Raw genomic sequence first — 25,634 nt, 5'->3', positions numbered from 1 at the left:
AGCACGGAAGAGGAAGCGGAGGAACGCGTCATGTCATTGATCTCGCAGTCGAGGGCCCGCAGGCGTGCACCGTCAGAGCCCGTCGCAGAACCCGCCGCGCGGCCAGTCGCCCGCCCCGCTCCTCCGCCCCCGCGCCGTGGCATCGAGTATCAACCGGCGCACGCCTCCCTGATCTGCGTCGCCGCCCCCGCGCTCGTGATCTCTCCCGACCATGGGCAGCTACGAGGCGCAGGCCTGGAGGGCTTCTACCGATCGGGCACCCGTCTGCTCTCGCGCTGCCAGGTGCGGCTGGCGGGGCAGGACCCGGTGCCCGTGCAGGGGCGCATGGTCGACGCGGCCCAGGCACGCTTCCTCTCGGCCGCCCGCGCCTCAGCGGCGAGCGGGCCCGATCCGGAACTCACGGTCGAACGCCTCCGCTCCGCGGAAGGGAAGGAGCGCATCACCGTCCGGAACGGCGGCGAGGACACTGTGCGCCTGCCCTTGGAAGTGAGGCTCGGTACCGACCTGGGCGAGCTCGGTGCCATCGCGATCGGCAGGCCCGGCGTCGAACTCGCGGCGGCTGTGCACGGGTCCGGACTCCGCTGGACCAGGGACCATCTGTCCGCGACGGTGACCGCCCGCCCCGCTCCCGACACCTCATGGGCCGCCGCCGGGGTGCTCAGGTGGGACCTGGAGTTGCCACCAGGGGACAGCCGCAGTCTGGACCTCACCGTGGAGCTGGAACGGTCGTCGAGCCCGGGCCCAAGCCGTTCCCGCAACGGTGGCGCGCGTTCCGGCAGTGGAGCACGGGACGCTGCCCCATTCACTGAGGGCATGTCACCGGCAGGCGCACGGACGAGCGGGCTGCTCGCCCACTGGGCCGACGCGGAAGCGGAGGGAGACGATGCCCGGATCCAACAGCTCTTCCGCACGAGCCTCGATGACCTGAGCGCCCTTCTGCTCCGGGACCCCGCGACGCCGTCCGAGGTCCACCTTGCGGCCGGGGTCCCCTGGAGGTGCGCCCTCGCCCCCGCCGAATCCCTCCGCGCGGCCAGGATGTTGCTGCCTCTCGGGACCCGTCTCGCGGCCGGGACGATGCGGACGCTCGCCCGGAGGCAGTACACCGGTGCGGGACCGGATCGGGGGCGAATCCCCGGACCGCTCCGTCACGGCGGCCCGCGTGCGGCCCCCAGTTGCACGGGAATTGAGGCGACGCTGCTCTTCCCCACGGTGCTCGCCGAAGCCTGGCGCTGGGGGCTTCCCGGCAGCGACACGGAAAGCCTGCTCCCCGCCGCGGAGCGCTGCCTGGAGTGGATGCGCGCCGCAGCGGGGGACGCGGGGTACGTACCGGACCCCGCGCCGGACGGCCCGTACCGGTGCGAGGTCCAGGCGCACGCGCACCGAGCCGCGATGCTGGGCGCGGGGCTGCTCGATGCGCACGGCAGGGATGGAGGAGCCGCGTTGCGGGAGTGGGCGGGGGAGCTTCGGCGCCGTTTCGCCGAGGACTTCTGGCGCGAAGACCGGGCAGGCGGGAGGCCGGTCCTGCTCCTTGCCGGGGGCGAGGTCTTGGAGAGCACGCTGTGCGCGGCGTCCGTCGATCTTCTGGACACCGGGCTGGCAGGAGGCGGAGAGCACGCTCCCGGGCTGTTGGACAAGGTGCGCACCGAACAGCTCGCCCGGCTGTTGGGAGGGCCGTCCCTGGATTCGGGCTGGGGCCTGAGGAGCCTCGGGAGCGGAGAGCCGGGCTACAACCCGTTCGGCCATCGCGGCGGTGCCGTCAGGGTGCGGGAGACGGCGACGGCCATCGCCGGCTTGGCAGCGGCGGGGTACGAGAAGGAGGCCTCTTCGCTGCTGCGAGGACTGGTCGACGCGGCGGAGGCCTTTGGCCGGCGGCTTCCCGAGATGTACGCGGCCGAGCAGCGGACCGAGGGGAGCGCGCCGATCCCTCACCCGGCCGCATGCCGTCCCGCGGCCGTGGCGGCGGCCGGTGCGGTGCAGGCGCTGACCGCGCTGGCGGGGATCCGCCCCGATGTCCCCGCCGGGACGGTCTCCGTACGGGCGCTGCCCAGCGCGCCGCTCGGGGAAGTGCGGCTCTCCGGGCTGCGGGTGGCCGAGCAGCCCTTCGCGGTGCGGATCAGCAGGCTCGGCATGGCGATGGTGGAGGAAGCAGCCGACAGCCTTCAGCTCCGCTGCTGACACCGGAGCAGACGGAGCAGACGGAGCTCGGGGCGGACACGGCTCGGGCGGCGGGCCGGAGTCAGGCTGCGGGGCCGAGGCAGGGGTCGCAGCAGGGACAGGGGCAGGGCGGGACGAGAGGAAAGGGAGGAGGTGAGCGGGGTGCGGGAGAACGGACTGTTTATCGTCAGGGAGACGACTATGATCGCGCCATGCCCTACGACCCGTCGGCCTTCCCGCCCTTCGCCGTCACCGTCGATCTGGTGGTGCTCACGGTCCGCAATCACGCGTTGTGCGCGCTGGTCGTCCGGCGCGGGGAGCCCCCGTTCCAGGGCCGCTGGGCGCTTCCGGGAGGGTTCGTCCGGGCAGAGGAAGATCTTGAGGCGGCCGCCGCGCGAGAGCTCAAGGAGGAGACGGGGCTGCGGTCGCACGAGCCGGACGGCAGCGACGCGGGCGCCCATCTTGAGCAGCTCGCCACCTATGGCGACCCGCAGCGCGATCCGCGGATGCGCGTGGTCAGCGTCGCCCATCTCGTGCTCGCCCCCGATCTGCCCGCGCCGACCGCCGGAGGCGACGCGCGCAGCGCTCGCTGGGCGACCGCCGACTCCCTGCTCGGCTCGGGGGACGGCATGGCTCGCGAAGGCGACCAGGCGGTGCCGCTCGCCTTCGACCATGACCGGATCCTGCTGGACGGTGTGGAGAGGGCGCGTTCCAAGATCGAGTACTCCTCGCTCGCCACCGCGTTCTGCCCGCCCGAGTTCACGGTGGGAGAGCTGCGCCGGGTCTACGAGGCGGTGTGGGGCGTGGCGCTCGATCCGAGGAACTTCCACCGCAAGGTGACCGGTACGCCGGGGTTCCTGGTGCCGACCGGGGGGACGACGACGCGTCAGGGCGGGAGGCCCGCGCAGTTGTTCAGGGCGGGCGGCGCCACGCTGCTCAACCCGCCGATGCTCCGGCCAGAGGTCTGACCCCGGCGTCCCCCCGGCGACCTCCTGGCGTCTCCCCGGCGTCGCTGTGAGCGGAGCTGCTGGTGCTGCCGCGCGTTGCCCGGAAAGACGGAAATGTCGCGTTATCTTGCTGAGGTGCGTCCCCACGCGTCCAGCGGGAGAAGCGATGATCCAGGCCATTGGGCTGACCAGCATGTCCCGTCGACAGCGGCCGCCCGCCGTTGACGACCTCACCTTCGAGGCGCGGCCGGGCAAGGTCACCGTGCTTCTGGGGCCCGCTGGTTCGGGTACGAGCGACGCGTTGCGGCTGATGCTGCAACTGCTGCCGGGGCGGGGGGTCGCGCTCTTCCGGGGGCGTCCCATGCACCGGGTTCCGCATCCGGCGCGGGAGGTCGGGGTGCTGCTCGGGGACGTTCCGGGGCACCCGGCGCGCACGGCGCGGGGGCATCTGCGGATGCTGACCGCAGTCGCGGGGGTGCCTGCCCGGAGGGCGGACGACGTGCTGGACGTCGTCGGGCTGAGCGGGCTGGCGGATCAGCGGCTCGGGGACTTCTCGCTGGGGATGGACCGGCGGCTGGGCATCGCGTCGGCGTTGCTGGGGGACCCGCACACGCTCGTTCTGGACGACCCGGCGCGCGGGCTGTCGCCCCGGGAGGCGAGCTGGCTCCATGGGCTGCTGCGCGGGTACGCCGACATGGGCGGGCTGGTGCTCACCACCTCGCACGACCCCAAGGAGGCCGCGCGGATCGCGGACCGGGTGGTGTCGATCGAGGACGGACGGCTGATCGCCGACCAGGACGCGGCGGACTTCCGCCGGACCCGGCTGCGTCCCCGGGTGGCGGTGCGTACGCCCCACGCCGAGCGGCTGGCCGCCGTGCTCTCGCAGGAGGCCCGTGCGGAGGCGGCGGAGCAGAAGAAGGCGCGGCCCGTGGAGGTGGTGCGGGACGGAAGCGGCAGGGTGTCGGTGTACGGGAGCAGTTGTGCGGCCGTAGGGGAGTCGGCGTACCGCAACGGCATCCTGATCCACCAGCTCGCGGAGGAGGTCGGCGACAGCGGGGACGTTCATCCGCCGCGGCCGCTCGCGAGGGCGGACGGGCGGGGGGCTGTGCGGTCCGCGTTCGCGCAGGCTCAGCCGTCCGTGGCGGAGCAGGCCGCGGGGGAGACCTCGTCGGCGACTCTTCCGCAGCCGTCGGAGTCGCGTGAGTCGGCTGACAGTTCCGACGCGCCGGGGGCTTCGGAGGCTCCGACCGTTCCCATGCCCGCGCTCACCCACGTGCCTGTCAGTGCCGCCACCTCCTCATCCGGCGCTCCCGCTGCCGCGTCGGCTTCCGGTTCCGGTGGCGCCGCTCTCCCCTCACACGCGTCCTCTCCCGCCGCCTCCTCGGCGGTCGCGCTCAGGTCGGGTGTCGGGGCGGTGGTGGTCGCCGATTCACGTGCCGAGGCCGTCGCGGAGGGGCGGGCGGTCGTTGCCCGTTCGTCGTCGCCCGCAGTGTCCCGGCCCGGGCCCGCGGCGCCGTTGCGGTACGAGATGCGGCGGCTGTTCGGGGTGCGGACCCCGTGGGTCGTGATGACCATCGCGCTGCTCGGCGCCGTCGCGGTCGGGGCAGCGCTCGTGCGGACCGGAGTGGGCGCGGGGTCCGAGGGCGACGGGGGAGGGCTCGCGCCCGGGGTGCGGCTGCTGGTCGGGTGGCCGTCCGGGTCGCCGTTCTTCGTGCCGCCGGCGGCGGTGGCGGCGGGGCTGCTGGGGGCGTTCGCGTTCGGGCAGGAGTTCCGTTACCCCGCGCTGGCCCCCGCTCAGGCGCCGGTGCCGCGGCGGCTCGGGATGCTGCTGGCCAAACTGTTCGTGACGGCGCTGACCGCGATCGCCCTCTGTCTCGCGACGGCGGCGCTCAACGCGGCCGTGCTCACGCTGCTGTTCGGCGCGGACAGCGGGGCGTTCGCGCTGCCGTCCGGTACCGGGCGGACGTTCTCACCGCTCGTCCAGGCCGTCGCCGTGCTCGCCGTCTGTGTGGGCTGCGCGTGGGCGGGGCTGCTGGCCGCCGGGGTGTTCAGGTCAACGTGGGCCGGTACGGCGGCCGTTGTGGCGGTGCCGCTGTTGGTGGCCCCGGCGGTGCGGAAGTTGCTCGACGGGCCCGCTGCCCGTTCGCTGGAGGGGCTTCCGGAGCGACTGCAGAGGGCCATTCTTGTTCCGTGGCCGTCCGCTGTTGATCAGTGGGTGACCGTTGCTGTGCGTTTGGCGTCTCAACCGCTCGGGCGGGCGCTCGCGTTGTCGCTGACCGTGCTGCTCTGCGCGTACGCGCTCACGTCCCTGCGCAGCAGGCCCCGCTAGGACGCGCGAAGGCCGCACCGGTCCAGCCCTGGGTCGGCATCGGGTCAGGCCGAGTCATCCCGGACTCCGCCCAAGGCCGTCGGGCCGGCCCGCGCCGGGCACGTCACGGGTCGTACGGGCGTCTCCGCGAAGCGAGTTCGAGGGAATGCGCCAAGTGTTCACCCGAGGTGCCGCCAACGCCTCGCTCTCCGCGACGAGATGGCGCTGACGAGCGCCGTTCATTCCGATAAGGCGTCAATTGTGCGGAAGTCATTGATCACCCTTTCGTGTGCTTTTCACCAAAGCCCTCAAGGCCGTCCCGGGCGCCGCCGACACAAGGAGGCGTGACTACCCTTGCGCACTCCATGATGACCGCGGCTCGTCCCGTCGACACCGGCCTCGTCGGCCCGGGCGAGCTGGACCGCTACGCGTACGCCGAGTCGACCGGCACGGCGCGCCCCACCACCAACGCCCCCGCGTGGGAAGGTTCCGAGGCCGATATGAACCGAGTGGGCCGCCGCGCCGCCGGCAGCCGCGGGCGCGGTCTGCACGGCCAACTCGTCCAGCAGCTCGGCCAGATGATCGTCTCCGGCGACCTGGGTGCCGACCGCCCGCTCGTCCCGGAGGAGATCGGTCAGCGCTTCGAGGTGTCCCGTACAGTCGTGCGCGAGTCCCTCCGTGTCCTGGAGGCCAAGGGCCTCGTCAGCGCGCGCCCCAACGTGGGCACCCGCGTCCGCCCGGTCAGCGACTGGAATCTGCTGGACCCCGACATCATCGAGTGGCGCGCCTTCGGGCCGCAGCGGGAGGGGCAGCGGCGCGAGCTGTGCGAGCTGCGCTGGACCATCGAGCCCCTCGCCGCCCGCCTCGCCGCCGGGCAGAGCCGCGAGGACGTCCAGCAGCGCCTCGCCGACATGGTGGAGATCATGGGCCACGCGCTGGCCCAGGGGGACACCCTGACCTTCTCGCGCGCCGACGCCGAGTTCCACAGCCTCGTCCTCCAGGCCGCGGGGAACCGGATGCTGGAGCACCTCTCCGGCATCGTCTCCTCAGCGCTCCAGGTCTCCGGCGGCCCCGCGACGGGCTGCGAGCACCCGACGGAGGGCGCGGTCGGCCACCACCGGCGCGTCGTCGAGGCACTCGTCGCCGGGGAGGCCGCCGTGGCCGAGGCCGCGATGCGCCAGCTCCTCAGCGTGCACACCGAGTCCACGCAGGCCGCCCAGCCGGGCCAGCCCGTTCAGGCCGGACAGCCGGCGGGGGCCACCGGCCCGGCCGCGGCGGCGGGCACGGGAGTCGGGGCGGGCGCCGGAGCGGCGGGCCAGCCCGGCCAGCCCGTGCAGCACGGCCAGGTGGGACAGGTCCCCCAGGCCGGGGCGCCGGGCGCGGGCGGCGCCGACCATGTGGTTCCGGCTCCGCGCGAGCACTGACGCGGGCGGGCCAGTATCCGGCCCGCACGACAGGCCCGCGCTTCCGGCCCGTGTTCCCGGTCGCCGGTCCCTCCGCGTCGGCTCATCCCCCGCACCCCGTACGTACGGCCGCGCCTCCCGCACCCGGCGGCGCGGCCGTACGTACGGACAGCCGTGCTCATACGTACGGAGAGCGGTCGCGGGTAGGGATGGAAGTGACAGAGCCGAACCCGAAGTGGAGGCCGTAGCAGCGGGGATGGGGGCAACTTGTCCGGTTCTCACCGCATACACGTGGGTACACGGTGTGACTCGGGCCACGTGAATTGGGCGTAACGCTTCCCGCCCCAGCGCGATGACTCAAGAGGTGACAGCCGCGGAGGGAATACGGGCGCCCCGTCAGGGGCTGTTCTCAGAGTCGATCCCAGTCGAATCTCAGAGCCGTGTTTCTCCACTGCTCCGCCCGCGCCGTCGGTTCATCCCCACCGACGGTCCGCCGTTTCCATCGTTCCGAGAGGTTGTTCGTGTCGGCCAGCACATCCCGTACGCTCCCTGCGGAGATCGCCGAGTCCGAGTCCGTGATGGCGCTCATCGAGCGGGGAAAGGCTGAGGGGCAGATCGCCGGCGATGACGTGCGTCGGGCCTTCGAGGCTGACCAGATTCCGCCAACCCAGTGGAAGAACGTTCTGCGCAGCCTCAACCAGATCCTCGACGAGGAGGGTGTGACGCTGATGGTGAGTGCCGCGGAGGCGCCCAAGCGCACCCGAAAGAGCGTCGCAGCGAAGACCCCGGCCAAGCGCACCGCCACCAAGACGGTCGCCGCCAAGACCACCACCACGAAGAAGTCCACCCCGGCGACCACGGCCGCGCCGTCCGCCGTGACCGCGGGGACCGACATGGCCGCGCCGAAGGGGTCCGGCGCCTCCCTGGCCGCCGAGTCCTCGGCCGACGCGGTGGCGAAGCCCGCCGCGAAGAAGGCCGCTCCGGCCAAGAAGGCCGCCGCGAAGAAGACCACGGCCAAGAAGACGGCCGCCCCGGCCAAGAAGACGGCTGCCAAGAAGTCGGTCGTCGACGAGCTGCTCGAAGGCGACGAGGAGATGGTCGAGGACCTCCCGGCGAAGCCGACGGGCAAGGCGGGACCGGAGGACGGTCCGGTCGAGCCGAAGAACGAGAACGAGGGCTTCGTCCTCTCCGACGACGACGAGGACGACGCGCCGGCCCAGCAGGTCGCCGCCGCCGGTGCCACCGCCGACCCGGTCAAGGACTACCTCAAGCAGATCGGCAAGGTCCCGCTCCTCAACGCCGAGCAGGAGGTGGAGCTGGCCAAGCGCATCGAGGCGGGCCTCTTCGCCGAGGACAAGCTGGCCGCCGCCGACAAGCTCGCCCCGAAGCTGGAGCGCGAGCTGGAGATCATCGCCGAGGACGGCCGCCGCGCCAAGAACCACCTGCTGGAGGCCAACCTCCGGCTGGTCGTCTCCCTGGCCAAGCGGTACACGGGCCGCGGCATGCTCTTCCTGGACCTGATCCAGGAGGGCAACCTCGGTCTGATCCGTGCGGTCGAGAAGTTCGACTACACGAAGGGCTACAAGTTCTCGACCTACGCGACGTGGTGGATCCGTCAGGCCATCACCCGCGCGATGGCCGACCAGGCCCGCACCATCCGTATCCCGGTGCACATGGTCGAGGTCATCAACAAGCTCGCGCGTGTCCAGCGCCAGATGCTCCAGGACCTGGGCCGCGAGCCCACCCCGGAGGAGCTGGCCAAGGAGCTGGACATGACGCCCGAGAAGGTCGTCGAGGTCCAGAAGTACGGCCGTGAGCCGATCTCCCTGCACACTCCGCTGGGCGAGGACGGCGACAGCGAGTTCGGTGACCTGATCGAGGACTCCGAGGCGGTCGTCCCGGCCGACGCGGTGAGCTTCACGCTCCTCCAGGAGCAGCTCCACTCCGTCCTCGACACGCTCAGCGAGCGCGAGGCGGGCGTGGTCTCGATGCGCTTCGGCCTCACCGACGGGCAGCCGAAGACCCTGGACGAGATCGGCAAGGTCTACGGCGTCACGCGTGAGCGCATCCGCCAGATCGAGTCGAAGACGATGTCGAAGCTGCGTCACCCCTCCCGCTCCCAGGTCCTGCGGGACTACCTGGACTGAGCGGGTCCAGCGAGACGAAGAAGGCCGACGCGCCCCTCACCGGGCGGTCGGCCTTCTCGCGTGTGCGGGGGTTCCACAGGTTACGGGTACGCCGTTCGGCCGTACGGACCGAACTCCCGTGCCGCCTGATCTCTCCGGATGCGGGGGGAGTGCGCCGGGAACACCCTGGGTGGTCACGGAGCCCCGTACGGTGAGGAGGTCGGGCGTGAAGCGCTGTGAACGAACTGTTGGTGTCCGAATGCTTGTGCCCGCGCTGCTGAGCGTTCTGCTGGCGGCGCTGCTCGCTCCGCAGGCGTCCGCGGCGTCCGCTCGTGACCGGGACGCCGACCGCGCGGTGATCGGCGGTGCGGCGGTGCGCGCGCAGGACCACCCCTGGGTGGTGGCGCTCTCCAGCCGTGCCCTGTTCGGCGGTACCCGCTCGGGACAGTTCTGCGGGGGAGCGGTGGTCGGCCCGCGTACGGCGATCACGGCGGCGCACTGCATGAGCCGCGAGGTCCTCGGGGTCGATAGGCGCACGGTGCGGGATCTGCGGATCATCACGGGCCGCGGCGACCTGCGGGGGAAGGCGGGCAAGGAGATCCCCGTCTCCTCGGTGTGGGTCAACCCGGACTACGACAGCCGGACCAACCGTGGGGACGTCGCCGTGCTGCGGCTGAAGTCGCCGCTGCCCAAGAGCGCCGTCATCCCGATGGCCGGGCGCGGCGACGGGGCGTACCGCCCGGGGACCACGGCCTCGGTCTTCGGCTGGGGCGACACGTCGGGCAGCGGACGGTACGCGACCTCGCTGCGGGCCGCTCGGGTGGACATGGTGAAGGACGGGGCGTGCGCGCGCTCGTACCCGGGTTCGTCCGAGGGCAAGTTCGATGCCGCGTCCATGGTGTGCGCGGGGGTCGCGCAGGGCGGGCGGGACGCCTGCCAGGGGGACAGCGGCGGACCGCTGATCGCCCGGGGCAAGCTGGTTGGCCTCGTCTCCTGGGGCGTGGGCTGCGGCGAACGCGGGCGCCCCGGCGTCTATACGCGCGTCTCCGCCGTCGCGGACATGGTGCGGCAGCACGGGTCCTGACGGACGGCGCGACGGTCTCCCGAGCCGGGCCCTCGCAGGTCCGGCCCGGGAGATCCGGTTCCTCGCGAACTGGTTCCTCGTGATCCAGATCCTCGTGATCCAGATCCTCGTGATCCAGATCCTCGTGATCCAGATCCTCGTGATCCGGATTCCGGCGGTCCGGTCCCGTGCGCTCACGGGGGCGGACCGCTGAGCCTGTTCATGGGGCGTGCGCGCCGACGAGGCCTGTCGTCCGGCCGTCGAGGTGCCATATGTGGCCCCCGCGCGGCGCTGGGCGGGCCTCTGGGAGCCTCGGGGGCCCTGCCCGTCCGGATCTACGGGGAACGGCGGCCGAGGGCCGTACGGGGCCGGGAGAACGGGCGCTGCCGTACGGCGGGGGCTTACGCGCGCACGCAAAAAAACGCGGCACGGTTAAACCCCGCGGAGTGAAGCGCGTAGTGCGCGCATCCTATTTCGCTGTCAGCGAAATGCCGTCCCAATGACGAGAGCGGGCGGCCTGCCCCCGGAATTCCGGGGGAGACCGCCCGCCACGATCCGGCCCTGGGCCGGTCCGAGCTCGTCGGATGCGGACGCGATACGCGCGGAACGCGCGTCAGGTGTCAGGACGTCATCGTTCGTCTTCGCCTGCGGTCACGGGAGTCGCGGTGAGCTTCTCCGTCTCGTCCTGTATCTCCGCGGCGATCTTCTTGAGCTCCGGCTCGAACTTGCGGCCGTGGTGGGCGCAGAACAGCAGCTCACCGCCACTGAGCAGCACGACGCGCAGGTACGCCTGAGCGTTGCACCGGTCACAGCGGTCTGCGGCCGTCAGCGGGGTCGCGGGGGTCAGAACAGTAGTCACGTCGCCTCTTCTCTAGCTCGACGAGCTGTCGTACCAGGGTCAACATCCAACCAGGCCGAAAACGTTCCCGCTCTGGCCTTCATTCCCTGACTTTTTTCTCCGGGAGGCCGGAATGCTGCCGGGTGGCGGCGAATGGGCCGTATTGCAGGGGATGGATCGTCTTCACACTGTTGTCGGTCGGTCCTGTGAAGTTGTGACGGTGCGGGTGGCTGTCGCTGCCGGCGGTTGCCGACGATGCGCCCTTCGTTCAGGAGGACGTGCCCGGAGCCTAAATGGTTCATGCCTGGAAGGGAACGTGATGTGTGCGTCACCCGGTCGTGTTATCGAACAAGCTATCGAAAGTGGGCTAACATGGCACTTCTCCTGGGTCGCACGACACGCGCTGTCCTGGGCCTCGGTACCCTCTGACGCGGCAACCCAGCCGTCTCAAGCAGAATTCAGCGAGGAGCGAACCGCGTGACCGCCGATACGTCCGTGCCGTCCACCGCACTGCTGACCGGGGCAGACCGCGATGGCGGCTCCAATTACACCGCGCGGCATCTGCTTGTCCTGGAGGGGCTCGAGGCGGTCCGCAAGCGCCCCGGCATGTACATCGGCTCGACGGACAGTCGAGGCCTGATGCACTGCCTCTGGGAGATCATCGACAACTCCGTCGACGAGGCCCTGGGCGGCTACTGCGACCGCATCGAGGTCATCCTCCACGAGGACGGGTCCGTCGAGGTCCGCGACAACGGCCGTGGCATCCCCGTCGACGTCGAGCCCAAGACGGGGCTGTCCGGCGTCGAGGTCGTGATGACGAAGCTGCACGCGGGCGGCAAGTTCGGCGGCGGCGCGTACGCGGCCTCCGGCGGTCTGCACGGCGTCGGCGCCTCGGTGGTGAACGCGCTGTCCTCGCGCCTGGACGTCGAGGTCGACCTGAACAGCCGTACGCACTCCATCAGCTTCCGGCGCGGTGTTCCGGGCATCTTCACCGAGCAGGGGCCCGACGCCCCGTTCGATCCGGCCACCGGGCTGCTCAAGGGGAAGAAGATCCCCAAGACCCGCACCGGCACCCGGGTGCGGTACTGGGCGGACCGGCAGATCTTCCTCAAGGACGCGCGGCTGTCGCTGGAGACGCTGCACGCACGCGCCCGTCAGACCGCGTTCCTGGTGCCCGGACTCACGCTTGTCGTGCGGGACGAGCGGGGCGTGGACGGGACGGAGCCGAGCGAGGAGACGTTCCGCTACGACGGCGGGATCAGCGAGTTCTGTGAGTACCTCGCGCCGGACAGGCCCGTGTGCGACGTCGTGCGCCTCCAGGGGCAGGGCACCTTCAAGGAGACCGTGCCCGTCCTGGACGACCGCGGCCACATGATCCCCACCGAGGTCCAGCGCGAACTGGGCGTGGACATCGCGCTGCGCTGGGGCACCGGGTACGACACGACGCTCAAGTCGTTCGTGAACATCATCGCGACGCCCAAGGGCGGCACCCACGTCTCCGGATTCGAACGTTCGGTGACCAAGACCGTGAACGAGGCGCTGCGGGCCAAGAAGCTGCTGCGCGTCGCGGACGACGACGTCGTCAAGGACGACGCAACCGAGGGGCTGACCGCGGTCGTGACCGTGCGGCTCGCGGAGCCGCAGTTCGAGGGGCAGACCAAGGAGGTGCTGGGCACCTCGGCCGCCTCGCGGATCGTCGCGCAGGTGGTGGCCAAGGAGCTGAAGGCGTTCCTGCTGTCGACCAAGAGGGACGCCAAGGCGCAGGCCACCTCCGTGCTGGAGAAGGTCGTGGCCGCGGCCCGTACGCGCATCGCGGCGCGGCAGCACAAGGAGGCGCAGCGGCGCAAGACCGCCCTGGAGTCCTCCGCGCTGCCCGCGAAGCTCGCGGACTGCCGCAGCGACGACGTGGACCGGGCCGAGCTGTTCATCGTCGAGGGCGACTCGGCACTCGGTACGGCCAAGCTCGCGCGGAACTCGGAGTTCCAGGCGCTGCTGCCGATCCGGGGCAAGATCCTCAACGTTCAGAAGTCGTCGGTCGCCGACATGCTCAAGAACGCCGAGTGCGGTGCGATCATCCAGGTGATAGGAGCCGGGTCCGGGCGGACCTTCGACATCGACCAGGCGCGGTACGGGAAGGTCATCTTCCTCGCCGACGCCGATGTGGACGGCGCGCACATCCGCACCCTGCTGCTCACGCTCTTCCAGCGCTACATGCGGCCGATGGTCGAGGAGGGGCGGGTCTTCTCCGCGGTGCCGCCGCTGCACCGGATCGAGCTGGTCAACCCCAAGAAGGGACAGGACAAGTACCTGTACACGTACTCGGACAACGAGCTGCGGCAGACCCTGCTGGAGCTGGAGCGGACCAAGACGCGGTACAAGGACTCGATCCAGCGCTACAAGGGCCTCGGTGAGATGGACGCCGACCAGCTCGCCGAGACGACGATGGATCCGCGCCACCGGACGCTGCGCCGGATCAACATCAGCGACCTGGAGGCCGCCGAGCAGGTGTTCGATCTGCTCATGGGCAGCGACGTCGCGCCGCGCAGGGAGTTCATCAGTTCCTCGGCGTCCACGCTGGACCGCTCCCGCATCGACGTGTAAGGCCCCTTCCGCGCCGCTTTCACACGTCCATCACCTGAAGGGGTGAAGGGGCGGGATTGTCCGGACCGGGCTCCCGCCCCTCTGTCCATCCTGGGGCATGCGGATCGAAGACCCCTGGTACGACGCCCTGGCCTCCGGCCGGGAGGCGCCGCCCGCGCGGCTGCCGGAGAGCAGAAACGGTCAGTCCCCGGTGAACCCGGCGGCCACGGCGGCCACGGCGGTCCCGGCGGACTCGACGGCCCCGGTGGACCCCGCGGCGCAGGACGCCGTGTACCTCACCGTGCAGCGCAGCGCCGCCTTCCAGCAGGTGCGGCGGCGCTACCGCCGTTTCGCGCTGCCCGCGACCGCCGCGTTCCTCGTCTGGTATCTCGCGTACGTCACCGCCGCGACCTGCGCCCCCGGGCTGATGGCGCGCCCGGTGGCGGGGGTGCTCAACGTCGCGATGGCCGCAGGCCTCGCGCAGTTCGCCACCACGTTCCTGCTCACCTGGGCCTACGCCCGCCACGCCCGGCTGCGCCGGGACCGGCTCGCGCTCGAACTGCGCTGGGAGACCCAGGACATGGCCAGAACCGCCGCGCACGGGGAGCCGGTCGCGTGAGCCATCTGACCGGAAGCCACCAGACGCTGACGCTGCTGCTGTTCAGCGCGGTGGTCGCCACCACGCTCGCCATCACGAGCTGGGCGGGCAGCAGGCGGCACGGCTCGGCCGAGGAGTTCTACGCGGGCGGCCGGCTCTTCACGCCCATGGAGAACGGATTCGCCATCGCGGGGGACTACATGTCCGCGGCGTCCTTCCTCGGCATCTCCGGCCTCATCGCCCTCTACGGGTACGACGGAATGCTCTATTCCATCGGCTTCCTCGTGGCCTGGCTGGTCGTGCTGCTGCTCGTCGCCGAACTCGTCCGCAACTGCGGCCGGTTCACCCTCGCCGATGTCGTCGCCGCGCGCGTGCGGGAGCGGCCGGTCCGTATCGCCCTGGGCGCGTCCTCCGTCGCCGTCTCCGTGCTCTACCTGGTCGCGCAGATGGTCGGCGCGGGCAGCCTCGTCGCGCTGCTCCTGGGCGGCGCGGGCGGCGCCGCGCACACCTGGACGGTGCTCGGCGTCGGCGCGCTGATGGTGACGTACGTGTGCTTCGGCGGGATGCGGGCCACCACCTGGATCCAGATCGTCAAGGCCGTGCTGCTCATGGGCGGCGCCCTGGCGCTGACCGTACTGGTGCTCGTGCGCTTCGGCGGCGACATGGGCGCGCTGCTCACCAGCGCGGCCGAACGCAGCGGGTACGGGCGGGACTTCCTCGCCCCCGGGCTCAAGTACGGGGGCGGCTGGGCGGCCCGGCTCGACTTCCTCAGCCTCGGCCTGGCCCTCGTGCTGGGCACCGCCGGCCTGCCGCACATCCTCGCGCGGTTCTACACCGTGCCGACCGCGCGGGCGGCCAGACGGTCCGTCGTGTGGTCCATCGGGCTCATCGGGAGCTTCTACCTGATGACCATCGTGCTCGGTACGGGCGCCGCGGCGCTGGTCGGCACCGGCGCGGTGCGCGAGTCGAGCCCCGCCGGGAACACCGCGATCCCGCTGCTCTCCGTCGAGCTGGGCGGCGGCGCGGGGTCCCGGGGCGGAGCGGCGCTCTCCGCGCTGGCGGCGGCCGTCGCGTTCGCCACGATCCTGGCCGTCGTCGCGGGCATCACGCTCGCCGCCTCGGCCGCCGTCGCCCACGACCTGTACGCCTCGCTGCGCGGGCGCGTACGGGCGGCGGGCGTACGAGCGAAGGGCGTACGGGAGGACGGTGTGCGGGCGGAGGGCGCGCGGGAGGAGGTGCGGGTCGCCCGCTTCGCCGCCGCGGTCATCGGCGGGGTGGCCATCGCGCTGAGCCTGCTGGCGCAGGAGCTGAACGTGGCCTTCCTGGTGGGTCTCGCCTTCGCTGTCGCCGCCTCGGCAAACCTGCCCGTGCTGCTCTACGCGCTCTTCTGGCGCCGCTTCACCACGCGGGGCGCCGTATGGGCCGTCTACGGAGGGCTGGTCCCCGCCGTGACGCTCGTGCTGCTGTCCCCGGTCGTGTCGGGCGCTCCGCACGCGCTCTTCCCCGGCATCGACTTCGCGCTCTTCCCGCTGGAGAACCCGGGGCTGGTCTCCATTCCGCTCGGGTTCTTCGCGGGCTGGCTCGGCACCGTCACCTCGCGGGAGGGCGCGGACGTGGCGCGGCACGCGGAGACGGAGGTCCGCTCGCTCACCGGGGCCGGGGCGGTGTAGCCGAGCCGTCCGGACCGCCCCGCTCCTGGGCGGGGAGCGGATGCAGCGCGTCCGGCAGGACGACGGTGAACTCCGCTCCGCCGTGCGCCCCTTCGGACACCGACGTGCTGCCTCCGTGCCGCTCGGCCAGCCGTCGCACCAGGGCGAGCCCCAGGCCGCGCTTTCCGTGCGCCGGGGGCTGCTTGGTGGACCAGCCCTCGGCGAAGACCATCTCGCGGCGGTCGGGCGGGATGCCGGGCCCGCTGTCGCTCACCCTGAGCGCCACCCCCGTCGTGTCCCGTACGGTCAGCGCGACCTCCACGCGGGCGTCCGCCGATCCCGCCGCGGCGTCCAGCGCGTTGTCCACGAGGTTGCCGAGGACCGTCGCCAGCTCGGACGGGCCGATCAGACGGTCCGGCAGCAGCGTGCCGGGGGAGACGGTCAGCGCGACGCCCCGTTCCGCCGCGACCGTCGCCTTGCCGACCAGCAGGGCCGCGAGCAGCGGGTCGCGCACCCGCTCGGAGATCTGCTCGGCCGTCGCGCGGTGCACGCCGACGGCCTCGCTCAGATACTCGACCGCCTCGTCGTACATCTCCAACTGCAGCAGCCCCAGCAGGATGTGCATCCGGTTGGCGTGTTCGTGGTCCTGGGCGCGCAGGGCGTCGATCAGGCCGTGCGAGCCGTCCAGTTCGCGTCCCAGCAGCTCCAGCTCCGTACGGTCGCGCAGGGTGGCCACGGCGCCCCCGTCGTCCGTGGACATGTGGTTGGCGACCAGCACCCTGCCGCCCTGGACGGCCAGCAGATCGGAGCCGGGGACGCGGCCCGCCAGCACCTCGGTCGTACGGCCGGGGCCGAGCGCGTCCTCCAGGAGGAGCCCCGTGTGCTCGGGGCGCAGGTCCAGGAGGCGCTGCGCCTCGTCGTTCATGAGCCGGATCCTGCCCCGGGGGTCGAGGGCCACGACGCCCTCGCGGATGCCGTGCAGCATCGCCTCGCGCTCGGACAGGAGCGCGGAGATGTCGGAGAAGGCCAGGTCGTGGGTGCGTTTCTGGAGCCGCCGGGAGATCAGCAGCGCTGCTAGCGCGCCCACGCCGAGCGCGCCCCCCGCGTACGCCAGGAGCCCGGGCAGCGCGCTCAGCAGCCGGGCGCGCACGCTGTCGTAGGCGATACCGACCGAGACCGCGCCGACGACGTCGCCGTCCGCGTCGCGCAGCGGCACCTTGCCGCGCGCGGAGCGGCCCAGGGTCCCGTCGTCTATGTGGCGCACCTCGCGCCCCGCGAGGGCCTCTCCGGGGTCGGTGGAGACGTGTTCGCCGACGCGCTCGGGCTCGGCGTGCGACCAGCGGATGCCCCGGGTGTCCATGACGACGACATAGCTCGCGCCGGTCGCGCGCCGTACCCGCTCGGCGACGTGCTGCACGGGCCCGTCGGGGTCTGGCCGCGCGCCCTCGGTGACCAGGTCGTCCAGGCCGGGCTCGGCGGCCGTGGACTGGGCGATGGCGAGCGCGCGCCGCATCGCCTGGTCGTCGAGCTGGTCGCTGAACGGCGCCAGGAACAGGCCCGTGGCCACCGCCGTCACTCCGGTGACGATCGCGAGCTGCATCAGCAGCACCTGCGAGAAGACCCGCTGCGGCCAGCCGATACGGGCGAGACGGAACGGGAAGCGGCGACGCGCGCCTGCGGCGCGTGGCTGTGCGGTCACGGGACACCCTCGGGGTGCGGCGGTGGAGTGGGCGGGACGGTCGGTACGGCGGTACGAGTGGAGCGGCCGGTACGGCCGTGCGGTATCCGGTGCGGCCGTACCGGGCACGGCCACGCACCGTACGGTCATGCGCCGCACGGTCGCGCCGTACGGACGACGACGAGCACGCGGCCGCACGGTACGGCCGTAAGGCTGTACGGCCCTACGGAGAGCGGTGCGCGGCACCGATGCCCGTGGCCGTTCCGGGACGGTATCCGTCAGACGGGGGTCTCCGCTGTGACCTGGGCGATGCTCTCCACGTGTGCCCGCGCGGGGGCGCCCGGCACGACGCCGCAGCTCGCGGGGACCGGCAGCGCGTCGTCCACGGAGACGACGGTCACGCGCCAGCGCCGCCCGTCCCGGTGGGCGACGGTGACCTCCCAGCGCCCGGCGGACTCCTCTTGGCTCTCTTCGCCGCTCTCCTCACGCACGTCCGTGACGGTCAGCGCGTCCGCGCCGTCCTCCCCCGTGTGTTCGCGGACCGCGAGATCGGCGGCCTGTCCCGGACGGTCCCACGCCGAGCGGCCACGGCAGCCCTCGGTCCGTACGCGTCCCTGCCGTACGGCCTCCAGCACGTCCTTGACGGCGGCGGCGCCGGTCCGTCCGTACGCGTAGCCGTACGGCAGGACCAGCAGCGTGGGGGAGAAGCGGTGGCCGCCGATGTGGGTGATCTCCCAGACGTTCCCGATGCCGGAGGCCGTCAGTTCCGCGGCGAGCGGCCGTCCGAGAAGGGCGCAGCAGCGGTCGCGCTTGCCGTTGGTGCACACGAGGGCCAGCGGCTCGCCCTCGTACGGCCGCCACGGTTCCGGCAGCGCGTCCGGGCCGTCCGCGTCGAGGGCGGCGAAGTCGAGCGCGCGCAGCACCGCGTCGCCGTCCGGGCTGTCGGGCAGCACGGTCGTACGGATCCAGGAGTCGCCCGGCTCCGTGCGGGCGAGGAACACGCGGCGGGCGGCCGTGCCCGCGCAGTCGGCGTGCCGTCCGGGGCGGCGGATGAGCGCGACGCGCGCCCCGTGCGCGCCCGCGGCGGCTTCGAGCGCCCGGCCGAGTTCCGGGTCGAGGTGGCTCTCCGTCAGCGCCTTCGCGCCCCACGGGCCCGGCTGCTCGACCAGCAGCCACGTCCGGGCGGTGGCCGCCGTGGCGGCGAGAGGTTCGGCCAGCACTCGGGAGGCCGTCGCACACGTGCTCACACAGGTGAGCCTAACCTCCGCGGGAACGCCCCGCCCGGCCGCGCTCCCGCTCTCGTCCCCGCCGCCGCGCGGGTGATCGGCTGTCGGTGCCGTTCGCTACGATCGGCAGCCTTCGGTCCCTGGAGAGTGAGGCGCGGCGTTGGGCAGCAGAAGGATTCCGGTCGTCATCCTGGCGGGCTTCCTGGGGTCCGGGAAGACCACGCTCCTCAACCATCTCCTACGGCGCAGCAGAGGCACCCGTATCGGCGCGATCGTGAACGATTTCGGGAGCATCGAGATCGACGCCATGACGGTCGCGGGCCAGGTCGACTCGATGGTGTCGCTGGGCGACGGCTGTCTGTGCTGCGCGGTGGACACGAGCGACATGGACGAGGTCCTGGAGGTCCTGGCCCGCCCCTCGGCCGGCATGGACGTGATCGTGATCGAGGCCAGCGGGGTGGCCGAGCCCGAGACGCTGATCCGGATGATCCTCGCCAGCGAGAGCCCGCACATCACGTACGGCGGACTGGTCGAGGTGGTCGACGCCGCCGAGTTCACGGCCGTACGGGAGCGCCACCCGGAGCTGGACCGGCACGTCGCCGCCGCCGACCTCCTGGTGCTGAACAAGGCCGACAGGGCGGAGCCCGGGCCCCTGCGCGCGCTCCGCGCGACCCTGGAGGAGCTGAGCCCGGGGACGCCGGTGGTGGAGGCCTCGTACGGCCGGGTCGACCCGGAGCTGCTCTTCGACCGCACGCGGCGCGAGCGGGCCGACGTGGAGCAGCTCTCCTTCGACATGCTGCTGTACGACGAGGAGGAGGCGGGGGACGGCCATGAGGGGCATCTGCACGCCTCGTACGAGGTCGTGGAGTTCCGCGCGAAGGAGCCGCTGGACCCGCGCCGCTTCCTGGACTTCCTCGACACCCGCCCCGCCGGGCTCTACCGGATGAAGGGAATTGTCGACTTCGGCCCCGCCGACCCCGCGCGCAAGTACGCGATGCACGCCGTGGGCGGCTTCCTGCGCTTCACCCCCATGGAGTGGGAGCGCGGCGAGGCGCGCGGGAGCCAGGTCGTGATGATCGGTTCCGGGCTGGACGGGGACGCGCTGCGCGCGGGCGCCGACGCGTGCGTCGCCGACGGCTCAGCCGGTGCGGATGCCGGTGCTGGCACCGGTGCCGACGCGGACGCCGGTGCCGACGAGCGCGCCATGTGGGGCGTCCTGCGCTACGTCGAGGCCGACCCGGAGGCTGCCGGGGAGGACGGGGTCGAGGTCGAGGAGCCGGACCTGGTGTAGGCGAGCCGGACCTGGTGTAGGCCCGGCTCCCGACCGTACGACCGGCCCTTACACCGGGCCCGCGATGGCCGCGACCGGCTTGCCCAGCGGCAGGCCCGAGCCGTCGCGGCGCGGGTCGGGCTCGGGGAGCTCGGCGGGGGCGCCCGCCTTGGTCGCCGCGCGGGCCGGTGTCGGGCCCGCCCAGGCCATGACCAGCCGGCCCTCGCCCTTGAGGAACCGCTGACAGCGCACGCCGCCCGTCGCGCGCCCCTTGCGCGGGTACTGGTCGAAGGGCGTGAGCTTGGCGGTGCTCATCGAGTCGTCCAGCGTGCCCTCGGCGCCCGCGGCCGTGAACACCGCGGCCTCGGCCGACGGGTCGACGGCGCTGAAGAAGAGCACCTTGGCGTCGCCCGTCAGCTTGATCCCGGCCATGCCGCCCGCCGCGCGGCCCTGCGGACGCACCTGGCCCGCCGGATACCGCAGCAACTGCGCCTCGTCGGTGATGAAGACCAGGTCCTCCTCGCCGGTGCGCAGCTCGACGGCGCCCACGATGCGGTCGCCGTCCTTGAGCGTGACGACCTCCAACTCCTCCTTGTTCGACGGATAGTCGGGGACCACGCGCTTGACGACGCCCTGCTCGGTGCCGAGCGCCAGACCCGGCGAGGACTCGTCCAGCGTCGTCAGACAGACGAGCGACTCGCCGTCCTCCAGCGAGAGGAACTCCGAGATCTGCGCTCCGCCCGACAGGTTGGTGGCGGTCTCCGGGAGCTGCGGCAGGTCCACGACGGTGAGCCGCAGCAGCCGTCCCGTCGAGGTCACGGCCCCGACCTCGCCGCGCGTCGTGGCGGGCACGGCGGAGAGGACCACGTCGTGCTTCACGCGCTTGGAGGACTCCTCGAACGACGTCTCCCCGTTCGCCGTGCGCGCCAGCAGGCCCGTCGAGGACAGCAGCACCCGGCAGGGGTCGTCGGCGACCTCCAGCGGGACGACCGCCACGGGCGCCTCGGCGGAGTCCAGCAGCTCGGTGCGGCGCGGGGTCGCGTACTTCTTCGCGATGGCGGACAGCTCGGAGGAGACGAGCTTGCGCAGCTCGGCGTCGGAATCCAGGATCCGCGTCAGCTCCTCGATCTCCGCGCGGAGCCTGTCGCGCTCGCCCTCCAGCTCCAGCCGGTCGAACTTCGTCAGCCGGCGCAGCGGGGTGTCCAGGATGTACTGCGTCTGGATCTCGCTGAGCTCGAAGCGGGAGATGAGGGACGCCTTGGCCTCGGCCGCGTTGTCACTCGACCGGATGATCCTGATGACCTCGTCGATGTCGAGCAGGGCGACCAGCAGGCCCTCGACCAGGTGCAGCCTGTCGCGCCGCTTGGTGCGCCGGAACTCGCTGCGCCGCCGCACCACTTCGAAGCGGTGGTCGACATAGACCTCCAGCAGCTCCTTGAGGCCCAGGGTGAGGGGCTGGCCGTCGACCAGCGCCACATTGTTGATCCCGAAGGACTCCTCCATGGGCGTCAGCTTGTAGAGCTGGGCGAGGACGGCTTCCGGGTTGAACCCGTTCTTGACCTCGATGACCAGGCGGAGGCCGTGGGCGCGGTCGGTGAGGTCCTTGACGTCGGCGATGCCCTGGAGCTTCTTGGAGTTGACCAGGTCCTTGATCTTGGAGATGACCTTCTCCGGGCCGACCGCGAACGGCAGCTCGGTCACCACCAGGCCCTTGCGGCGTGCCGTGACCTGCTCTATGGCGACCGTCGCGCGGATCTTGAAGGTGCCGCGGCCCGTCGCGTACGCGTCCTTGACGCCCTCCAGGCCGACGATCCTGCCGCCCGTGGGCAGGTCGGGGCCCGGGACGTGGCGCATCAGGGTGTCCAGGTCCGCGTTCGGGTGCTTGATCAGGTGCCGGGCCGCGGCGATGACCTCGCCGAGATTGTGCGGCGGCATGTTGGTCGCCATGCCGACGGCGATGCCCGAGGCCCCGTTCACCAGCAGGTTCGGATACGCCGCGGGGAGCGCGACCGGCTCCTCCTGGCTGCCGTCGTAATTCGGCGCGAAGTCGACCGTCTCCTCGTCGATCGAGTCGACCAGCAGTCCGGCGGCGGGCGCGGCGCGGCACTCGGTGTACCGCATGGCGGCGGGCGGGTCGTCGTTGCCCAGCGAGCCGAAGTTCCCGTGGCCGTCGACCAGGGGGAGGCGCATGGAGAAGGACTGGGCCATGCGGACCAGCGCGTCGTAGATCGCGCTGTCGCCGTGCGGGTGGAGACGTCCCATCACCTCGCCGACGACGCGGGCGCACTTCACGTACGACCGGTCGGGGCGCAGGCCCATCTCGTGCATCTGGTACAGAATCCGGCGCTGGACCGGCTTCATCCCGTCGCGTGCGTCGGGGAGCGCGCGCGAATAGATCACCGAGTACGCGTACTCCAGGTAGGAGCTCTGCATCTCGTCGACGACGTCGATGTCGAGGATGCGCTCCTCGAAGTCCTCCCCGGACCCAGGACCTGACGCGCCCCCGGGCGTCCTGTTCTTACTGCGGCGGGCCATCGCGGCTGCGGCTCCTTCGCTGCTTCGGTGCTGTGCTGCTGTTGTGGGTGCTGATGTGGTGCTTCCGTGCTTCCGTGCCGCGGACCATTGTGGACCTCGGCACTGACACGGGGCCCTCCGACCCGACGGACGTACGAGCGGGAGCCCAGCTCATGGGCGTACCGTACGGGAACTTCGCACGTAGTCGGCGCGGTTGCATACAGTGACAGGGCCGCCCGCCGCGCCGCGCGCGCCGGGCGGCCCCGAAACAAGTCCCGGCGTTCGCCGGGAATCCCCGCGATCGAAGGGACTCCATGCCCATGGGTCACACGGCCACGCCCCCGCAGGGCACCGGTGGGCTGACAGCGACGGAGCACCGGCTGGCCAACGGCCTGCGGGTGGTGCTCTCCGAGGATCATCTGACCCCCGTCGCCGCTGTCTGCCTCTGGTACGACGTCGGTTCCCGCCACGAGGTCGAGGGCCGCACAGGACTGGCCCACCTCTTCGAGCACTTGATGTTCCAGGGCTCGGGCCAGGTGAAGGGCAACGGCCACTTCGAGCTGGTGCAGGGCGCGGGCGGCTCGCTCAACGGCACGACCAGCTTCGAGCGGACCAACTATTTCGAGACGATGCCCGCGCACGAGCTGGAGCTGGCCCTCTGGCTGGAGGCCGACCGCATGGGCTCGCTGCTGCACGCCCTCGACGAGGAGTCGATGGAGAACCAGCGGGACGTCGTCAAGAACGAGCGCCGCCAGCGGTACGACAACGTGCCGTACGGCACCGCGTTCGAGCGCCTGACCGCGATGCTCTACCCCGAGGGCCACCCGTACCACCACACGCCCATCGGCTCCATGGCCGACCTGGACGCGGCCTCCCTCCAGGACGCCCAGGAGTTCTTCCGTACGTACTACGCCCCGGGGAACGCGGTGCTGTCCGTCGTCGGCGACATCGACCCGGACCAGACGCTCGCCTGGATCGAGAAGTACTTCGGCTCCATCCCCGCGCACGAGGGCAAGCGCCCGCCGCGCGACGGTTCGCTGCCGGATGTGCTGGGCGAGGAGAAGCGCGAGGTCCTCGTCGAGGAGGTGCCCTCCCGCGCGATGATGGCGGCGTACCGGCTGCCGCAGGACGGCACCCGTGAGTCGGACGCGGCCGACCTGGCGCTGACCGCGCTCGGCGGCGGCGAGTCCTCCCGGCTCTACAGCCGCCTGGTGCGGCGCGACCGCAGCGCGGTCGCCGCCGGTTTCGGGATGCTGCGGCTCGCCGGGGCGCCCTCGCTGGGCTGGCTGGACGTGAAGGCGTCGGGCGGCGTCGAGGTCGCGGACATCGAGTCCGCGGTCGACGACGAGCTGCGCCGGTTCGCGGAGGAGGGCCCGACCGAGGAGGAGATGGAGCGCGCCCAGGCCCAGTTGGAGCGCGAATGGCTGGACCGGCTGGCGACGGTGGGCGGCCGCGCGGACGAACTGTGCCGGTACGCGGTGCTGTTCGGCGACCCCCAGCTCGCCCTGAGCGCCGTGGGCCGCATCCTCGACATCAGCCGCGAGGAGGTCCGCGCCGTGGCCGCCGCGCGGCTGCGCCCGGACAACCGCGCCGTGCTGGTGTACGAGCCGGCGGAGCCGACGGCCGAGGCGGGTTCCGAGGACGACGAGAACGAGCTTGAGGAGACCGGCCAGTGAGCGACGCCGACGCGCCCGCGGGCACGACCATGGAATTCCACCCGCAGCCCTCCAGCGGCACACCCAAGCCCTGGGCCTTCCCCACGCCCGAGCGCGGCACGCTGCCCAACGGCCTCACGGTGCTGCGCTGCGACCGCCCGGGCCAGGAGGTCGTCGCCGTCGAGGTGAACCTCACGGCGCCGCTGGACGCCGAGCCCGAGGGCCTGGACGGCGTGGCGACGATCATGGCCCGCGCGCTGAGCGAGGGCACCGACAAGCACGACGCGGAGGAGTTCGCCGCCGAGCTGGAGCGCTGCGGCGCCACCCTCGACGCCCACGCGGACCACCCCGGCGTCCGTGTCTCGCTGGAGGTGCCGGTCTCGCGGCTCCCGAAGGCGCTGGGGCTGCTCGCCGACGCGCTGCGCGCCCCGGCCTTCCCGGACGGCGAGATCGAGCGCCTGGTGAACAACCGCCTGGACGAGATCCCGCACGAGCTGGCCAACCCGGCCCGCCGCGCCGCCAAGGAGCTGTCCCGGGAGCTGTTCCCGGCCGAGTCCCGCATGTCGCGCCCGCGCCAGGGCACCGAGGACACGGTCGCCCGTATCGACGCCGCGGCCGTACGGGCGTTCTATGAGGCGCATGTGCGCCCCGCGACCGCCACCGTCGTCGTCGTGGGCGACCTGGAGGGCGTCGACCTGGACGCGGCGCTCGCCGACACCCTGGGCGCCTGGACCGGCTCGTCGGCCGAGCCGCGCCCGGTGCCGCCGATCACCGCGGACGACGCGGGCCGTGTCGTGATCGTCGACCGTCCCGGCGCCGTGCAGACCCAGTTGCTCATCGGCCGCGTCGGCCCGGACCGGCACGACCGCGTGTGGCCCGCGCAGCTCCTGGGGGTCTACTGCCTGGGCGGCACCCTCACCTCCCGCCTGGACCGCGTCCTGCGCGAGGAGAAGGGGTACACGTACGGGGTGCGCGCCTTCGGCCAGGTGATGCGCTCCTCGGCCGAGGGCACGGGTGCCGCGCTGCTGGCCATCAGCGGCTCGGTCGCCACGGACGTCACGGGCCCGGCGCTGGACGACCTGTGGAAGGTGCTGCGCACCCTCGCCGCCGAGGGCCTGACGGACGACGAGCGGGACGTGGCCGTGCGGAACCTGGTGGGCGTGGCCCCGCTGCGGTACGAGACGTCGGCGGCCGTCGCCGGGACGCTGGCCGACCAGGTCGAGCAGCACCTGCCGGACGACTTCCAGGGCGAGCTGTACGCCCGGCTGGCCGAGACCGGCACGGTGGAGGCGACGGCGGCGGCCGTCAGCGCCTTCCCTGCCGACCGTCTGGTGACGGTCCTGGTCGGTGACGCCTCGCAGATCGCGGAGCCCGTACGGGAGTTGGGGATCGGCGAGGTCAAGGTCGTCAGCGGAGGCTGACCTCGGACCGGTGCGACACGGAGGCCCCGTGGAAGTGGTACGTCCGCTTCCGCGGGGTCTTGTCGTGCGGTCGGCGTGTGACCCGTGGGACCGTCAAATGTCCGATTGGTTCAGTGTTGTGGTGAGAAGCGGTGTGGCGTGTGCGACAAACTCCGGGATTCGTTTGGCGCCCCGGAGACGCCCCGCTTAGCGTCGGTGCCGCTG

Annotated in this window: 16 protein-coding genes; 12 read left to right on the top strand and 4 right to left on the bottom strand. The window is 72.2% G+C overall.

Going from position 1 to position 25,634, the window contains the following annotated elements; all coding sequences use genetic code 11:
- Positions 1-30 precede the first annotated feature (30 nt).
- The 6 genes from ABD343_RS28915 to ABD343_RS28890 all read left to right on the top strand — a co-directional run bounded on the left by ABD343_RS28915 (position 31) and on the right by ABD343_RS28890 (position 10,022).
- Positions 31-2,175 (top strand): glycogen debranching N-terminal domain-containing protein, encoded by a 2,145-nt coding sequence (locus ABD343_RS28915; RefSeq protein WP_344532335.1) that lies wholly within the window; start codon positions 31-33, stop codon positions 2,173-2,175.
- A 191-nt stretch (positions 2,176-2,366) separates the two neighbouring features.
- Positions 2,367-3,122, top strand: a complete 756-nt coding sequence (locus ABD343_RS28910) for an NUDIX hydrolase (RefSeq protein ID WP_344532334.1) — start codon at positions 2,367-2,369, stop codon at positions 3,120-3,122.
- Positions 3,123-3,267: 145 nt separating this feature from the next.
- The gene (locus tag ABD343_RS28905; RefSeq protein WP_344532333.1) at positions 3,268-5,430 is read left to right on the top strand and encodes an ATP-binding cassette domain-containing protein; all 2,163 of its coding nucleotides are present in this window, start codon (positions 3,268-3,270) and stop codon (positions 5,428-5,430) included.
- Positions 5,431-5,774: 344 nt separating this feature from the next.
- Positions 5,775-6,833, top strand: a complete 1,059-nt coding sequence (locus ABD343_RS28900; RefSeq protein ID WP_425578309.1) for a FadR/GntR family transcriptional regulator — start codon at positions 5,775-5,777, stop codon at positions 6,831-6,833.
- Positions 6,834-7,333: 500 nt separating this feature from the next.
- The gene (locus ABD343_RS28895) at positions 7,334-8,959 is read left to right on the top strand and encodes an RNA polymerase sigma factor (protein ID WP_344532332.1); all 1,626 of its coding nucleotides are present in this window, start codon (positions 7,334-7,336) and stop codon (positions 8,957-8,959) included.
- 238 nt (positions 8,960-9,197) lie between these two features.
- Entirely contained in the window at positions 9,198-10,022 is an 825-nt protein-coding gene (locus ABD343_RS28890) for a S1 family peptidase (protein WP_344532331.1), read from the top strand.
- A gap of 607 nt (positions 10,023-10,629) precedes the next feature.
- Here ABD343_RS28890 and ABD343_RS28885 read toward each other — a convergent pair.
- Complete coding sequence (locus tag ABD343_RS28885) at positions 10,630-10,860, bottom strand: DUF7455 domain-containing protein (RefSeq protein ID WP_344532330.1); 231 nt, start codon at positions 10,858-10,860, stop codon at positions 10,630-10,632.
- A gap of 456 nt (positions 10,861-11,316) precedes the next feature.
- On the opposite strand from ABD343_RS28885, the gene ABD343_RS28880 reads away from it, so the two are divergent.
- The 3 genes from ABD343_RS28880 (at position 11,317) to ABD343_RS28870 (ending at position 15,687) form a co-directional block, all read left to right on the top strand.
- Positions 11,317-13,440 (top strand): DNA gyrase/topoisomerase IV subunit B, encoded by a 2,124-nt coding sequence (locus ABD343_RS28880; protein WP_344532329.1) that lies wholly within the window; start codon positions 11,317-11,319, stop codon positions 13,438-13,440.
- Between the two features lie 97 nt (positions 13,441-13,537).
- Positions 13,538-14,038: a DUF485 domain-containing protein gene (locus ABD343_RS28875; protein ID WP_344532328.1), complete on the top strand. Its 501-nt coding sequence runs from the start codon at positions 13,538-13,540 to the stop codon at positions 14,036-14,038.
- A 5-nt stretch (positions 14,039-14,043) separates the two neighbouring features.
- Entirely contained in the window at positions 14,044-15,687 is a 1,644-nt protein-coding gene (locus ABD343_RS28870) for a solute symporter family protein (RefSeq protein WP_344532399.1), read from the top strand.
- Here the strand turns inward: ABD343_RS28870 and ABD343_RS28865 are convergent.
- Positions 15,665-17,266 carry an ATP-binding protein gene (locus tag ABD343_RS28865; protein WP_344532398.1) on the bottom strand — a complete coding sequence of 534 codons (1,602 nt, stop codon included), beginning with the start codon at positions 17,264-17,266 and terminating at the stop codon, positions 15,665-15,667. The two genes, ABD343_RS28870 and ABD343_RS28865, sit on opposite strands and share 23 nt — an antisense overlap.
- A 356-nt stretch (positions 17,267-17,622) precedes the next feature.
- Positions 17,623-18,591 (bottom strand): ferredoxin family protein, encoded by a 969-nt coding sequence (locus tag ABD343_RS28860; protein WP_344532327.1) that lies wholly within the window; start codon positions 18,589-18,591, stop codon positions 17,623-17,625.
- Positions 18,592-18,730: 139 nt separating this feature from the next.
- Between ABD343_RS28860 and ABD343_RS28855 the strand changes: the two genes are divergently transcribed.
- The gene (locus ABD343_RS28855) at positions 18,731-19,861 is read left to right on the top strand and encodes a CobW family GTP-binding protein (RefSeq protein WP_344532326.1); all 1,131 of its coding nucleotides are present in this window, start codon (positions 18,731-18,733) and stop codon (positions 19,859-19,861) included.
- 48 nt (positions 19,862-19,909) lie between these two features.
- On the opposite strand, the gene ABD343_RS28850 is transcribed toward ABD343_RS28855, so the two are convergent.
- Complete coding sequence (locus ABD343_RS28850; protein WP_344532325.1) at positions 19,910-22,375, bottom strand: DNA gyrase/topoisomerase IV subunit A; 2,466 nt, start codon at positions 22,373-22,375, stop codon at positions 19,910-19,912.
- Between the two features lie 299 nt (positions 22,376-22,674).
- On the opposite strand from ABD343_RS28850, the gene ABD343_RS28845 reads away from it, so the two are divergent.
- Both ABD343_RS28845 and ABD343_RS28840 read left to right on the top strand, forming a co-directional pair.
- Positions 22,675-24,030 carry a M16 family metallopeptidase gene (locus ABD343_RS28845; RefSeq protein WP_344532324.1) on the top strand — a complete coding sequence of 452 codons (1,356 nt, stop codon included), beginning with the start codon at positions 22,675-22,677 and terminating at the stop codon, positions 24,028-24,030.
- A 29-nt stretch (positions 24,031-24,059) separates the two neighbouring features.
- Positions 24,060-25,430: a M16 family metallopeptidase gene (locus tag ABD343_RS28840; RefSeq protein WP_344532397.1), complete on the top strand. Its 1,371-nt coding sequence runs from the start codon at positions 24,060-24,062 to the stop codon at positions 25,428-25,430.
- The last annotated feature ends 204 nt before the right edge of the window (positions 25,431-25,634 follow it).

Source organism: Streptomyces albiaxialis, assembly GCF_039530985.1.
Classification (GTDB): domain Bacteria; phylum Actinomycetota; class Actinomycetes; order Streptomycetales; family Streptomycetaceae; genus Streptomyces; species Streptomyces albiaxialis.
The sequence above is the reverse complement of the archived record's forward strand: the minus strand, read 5'-3'. Positions and strand labels throughout refer to the sequence as shown.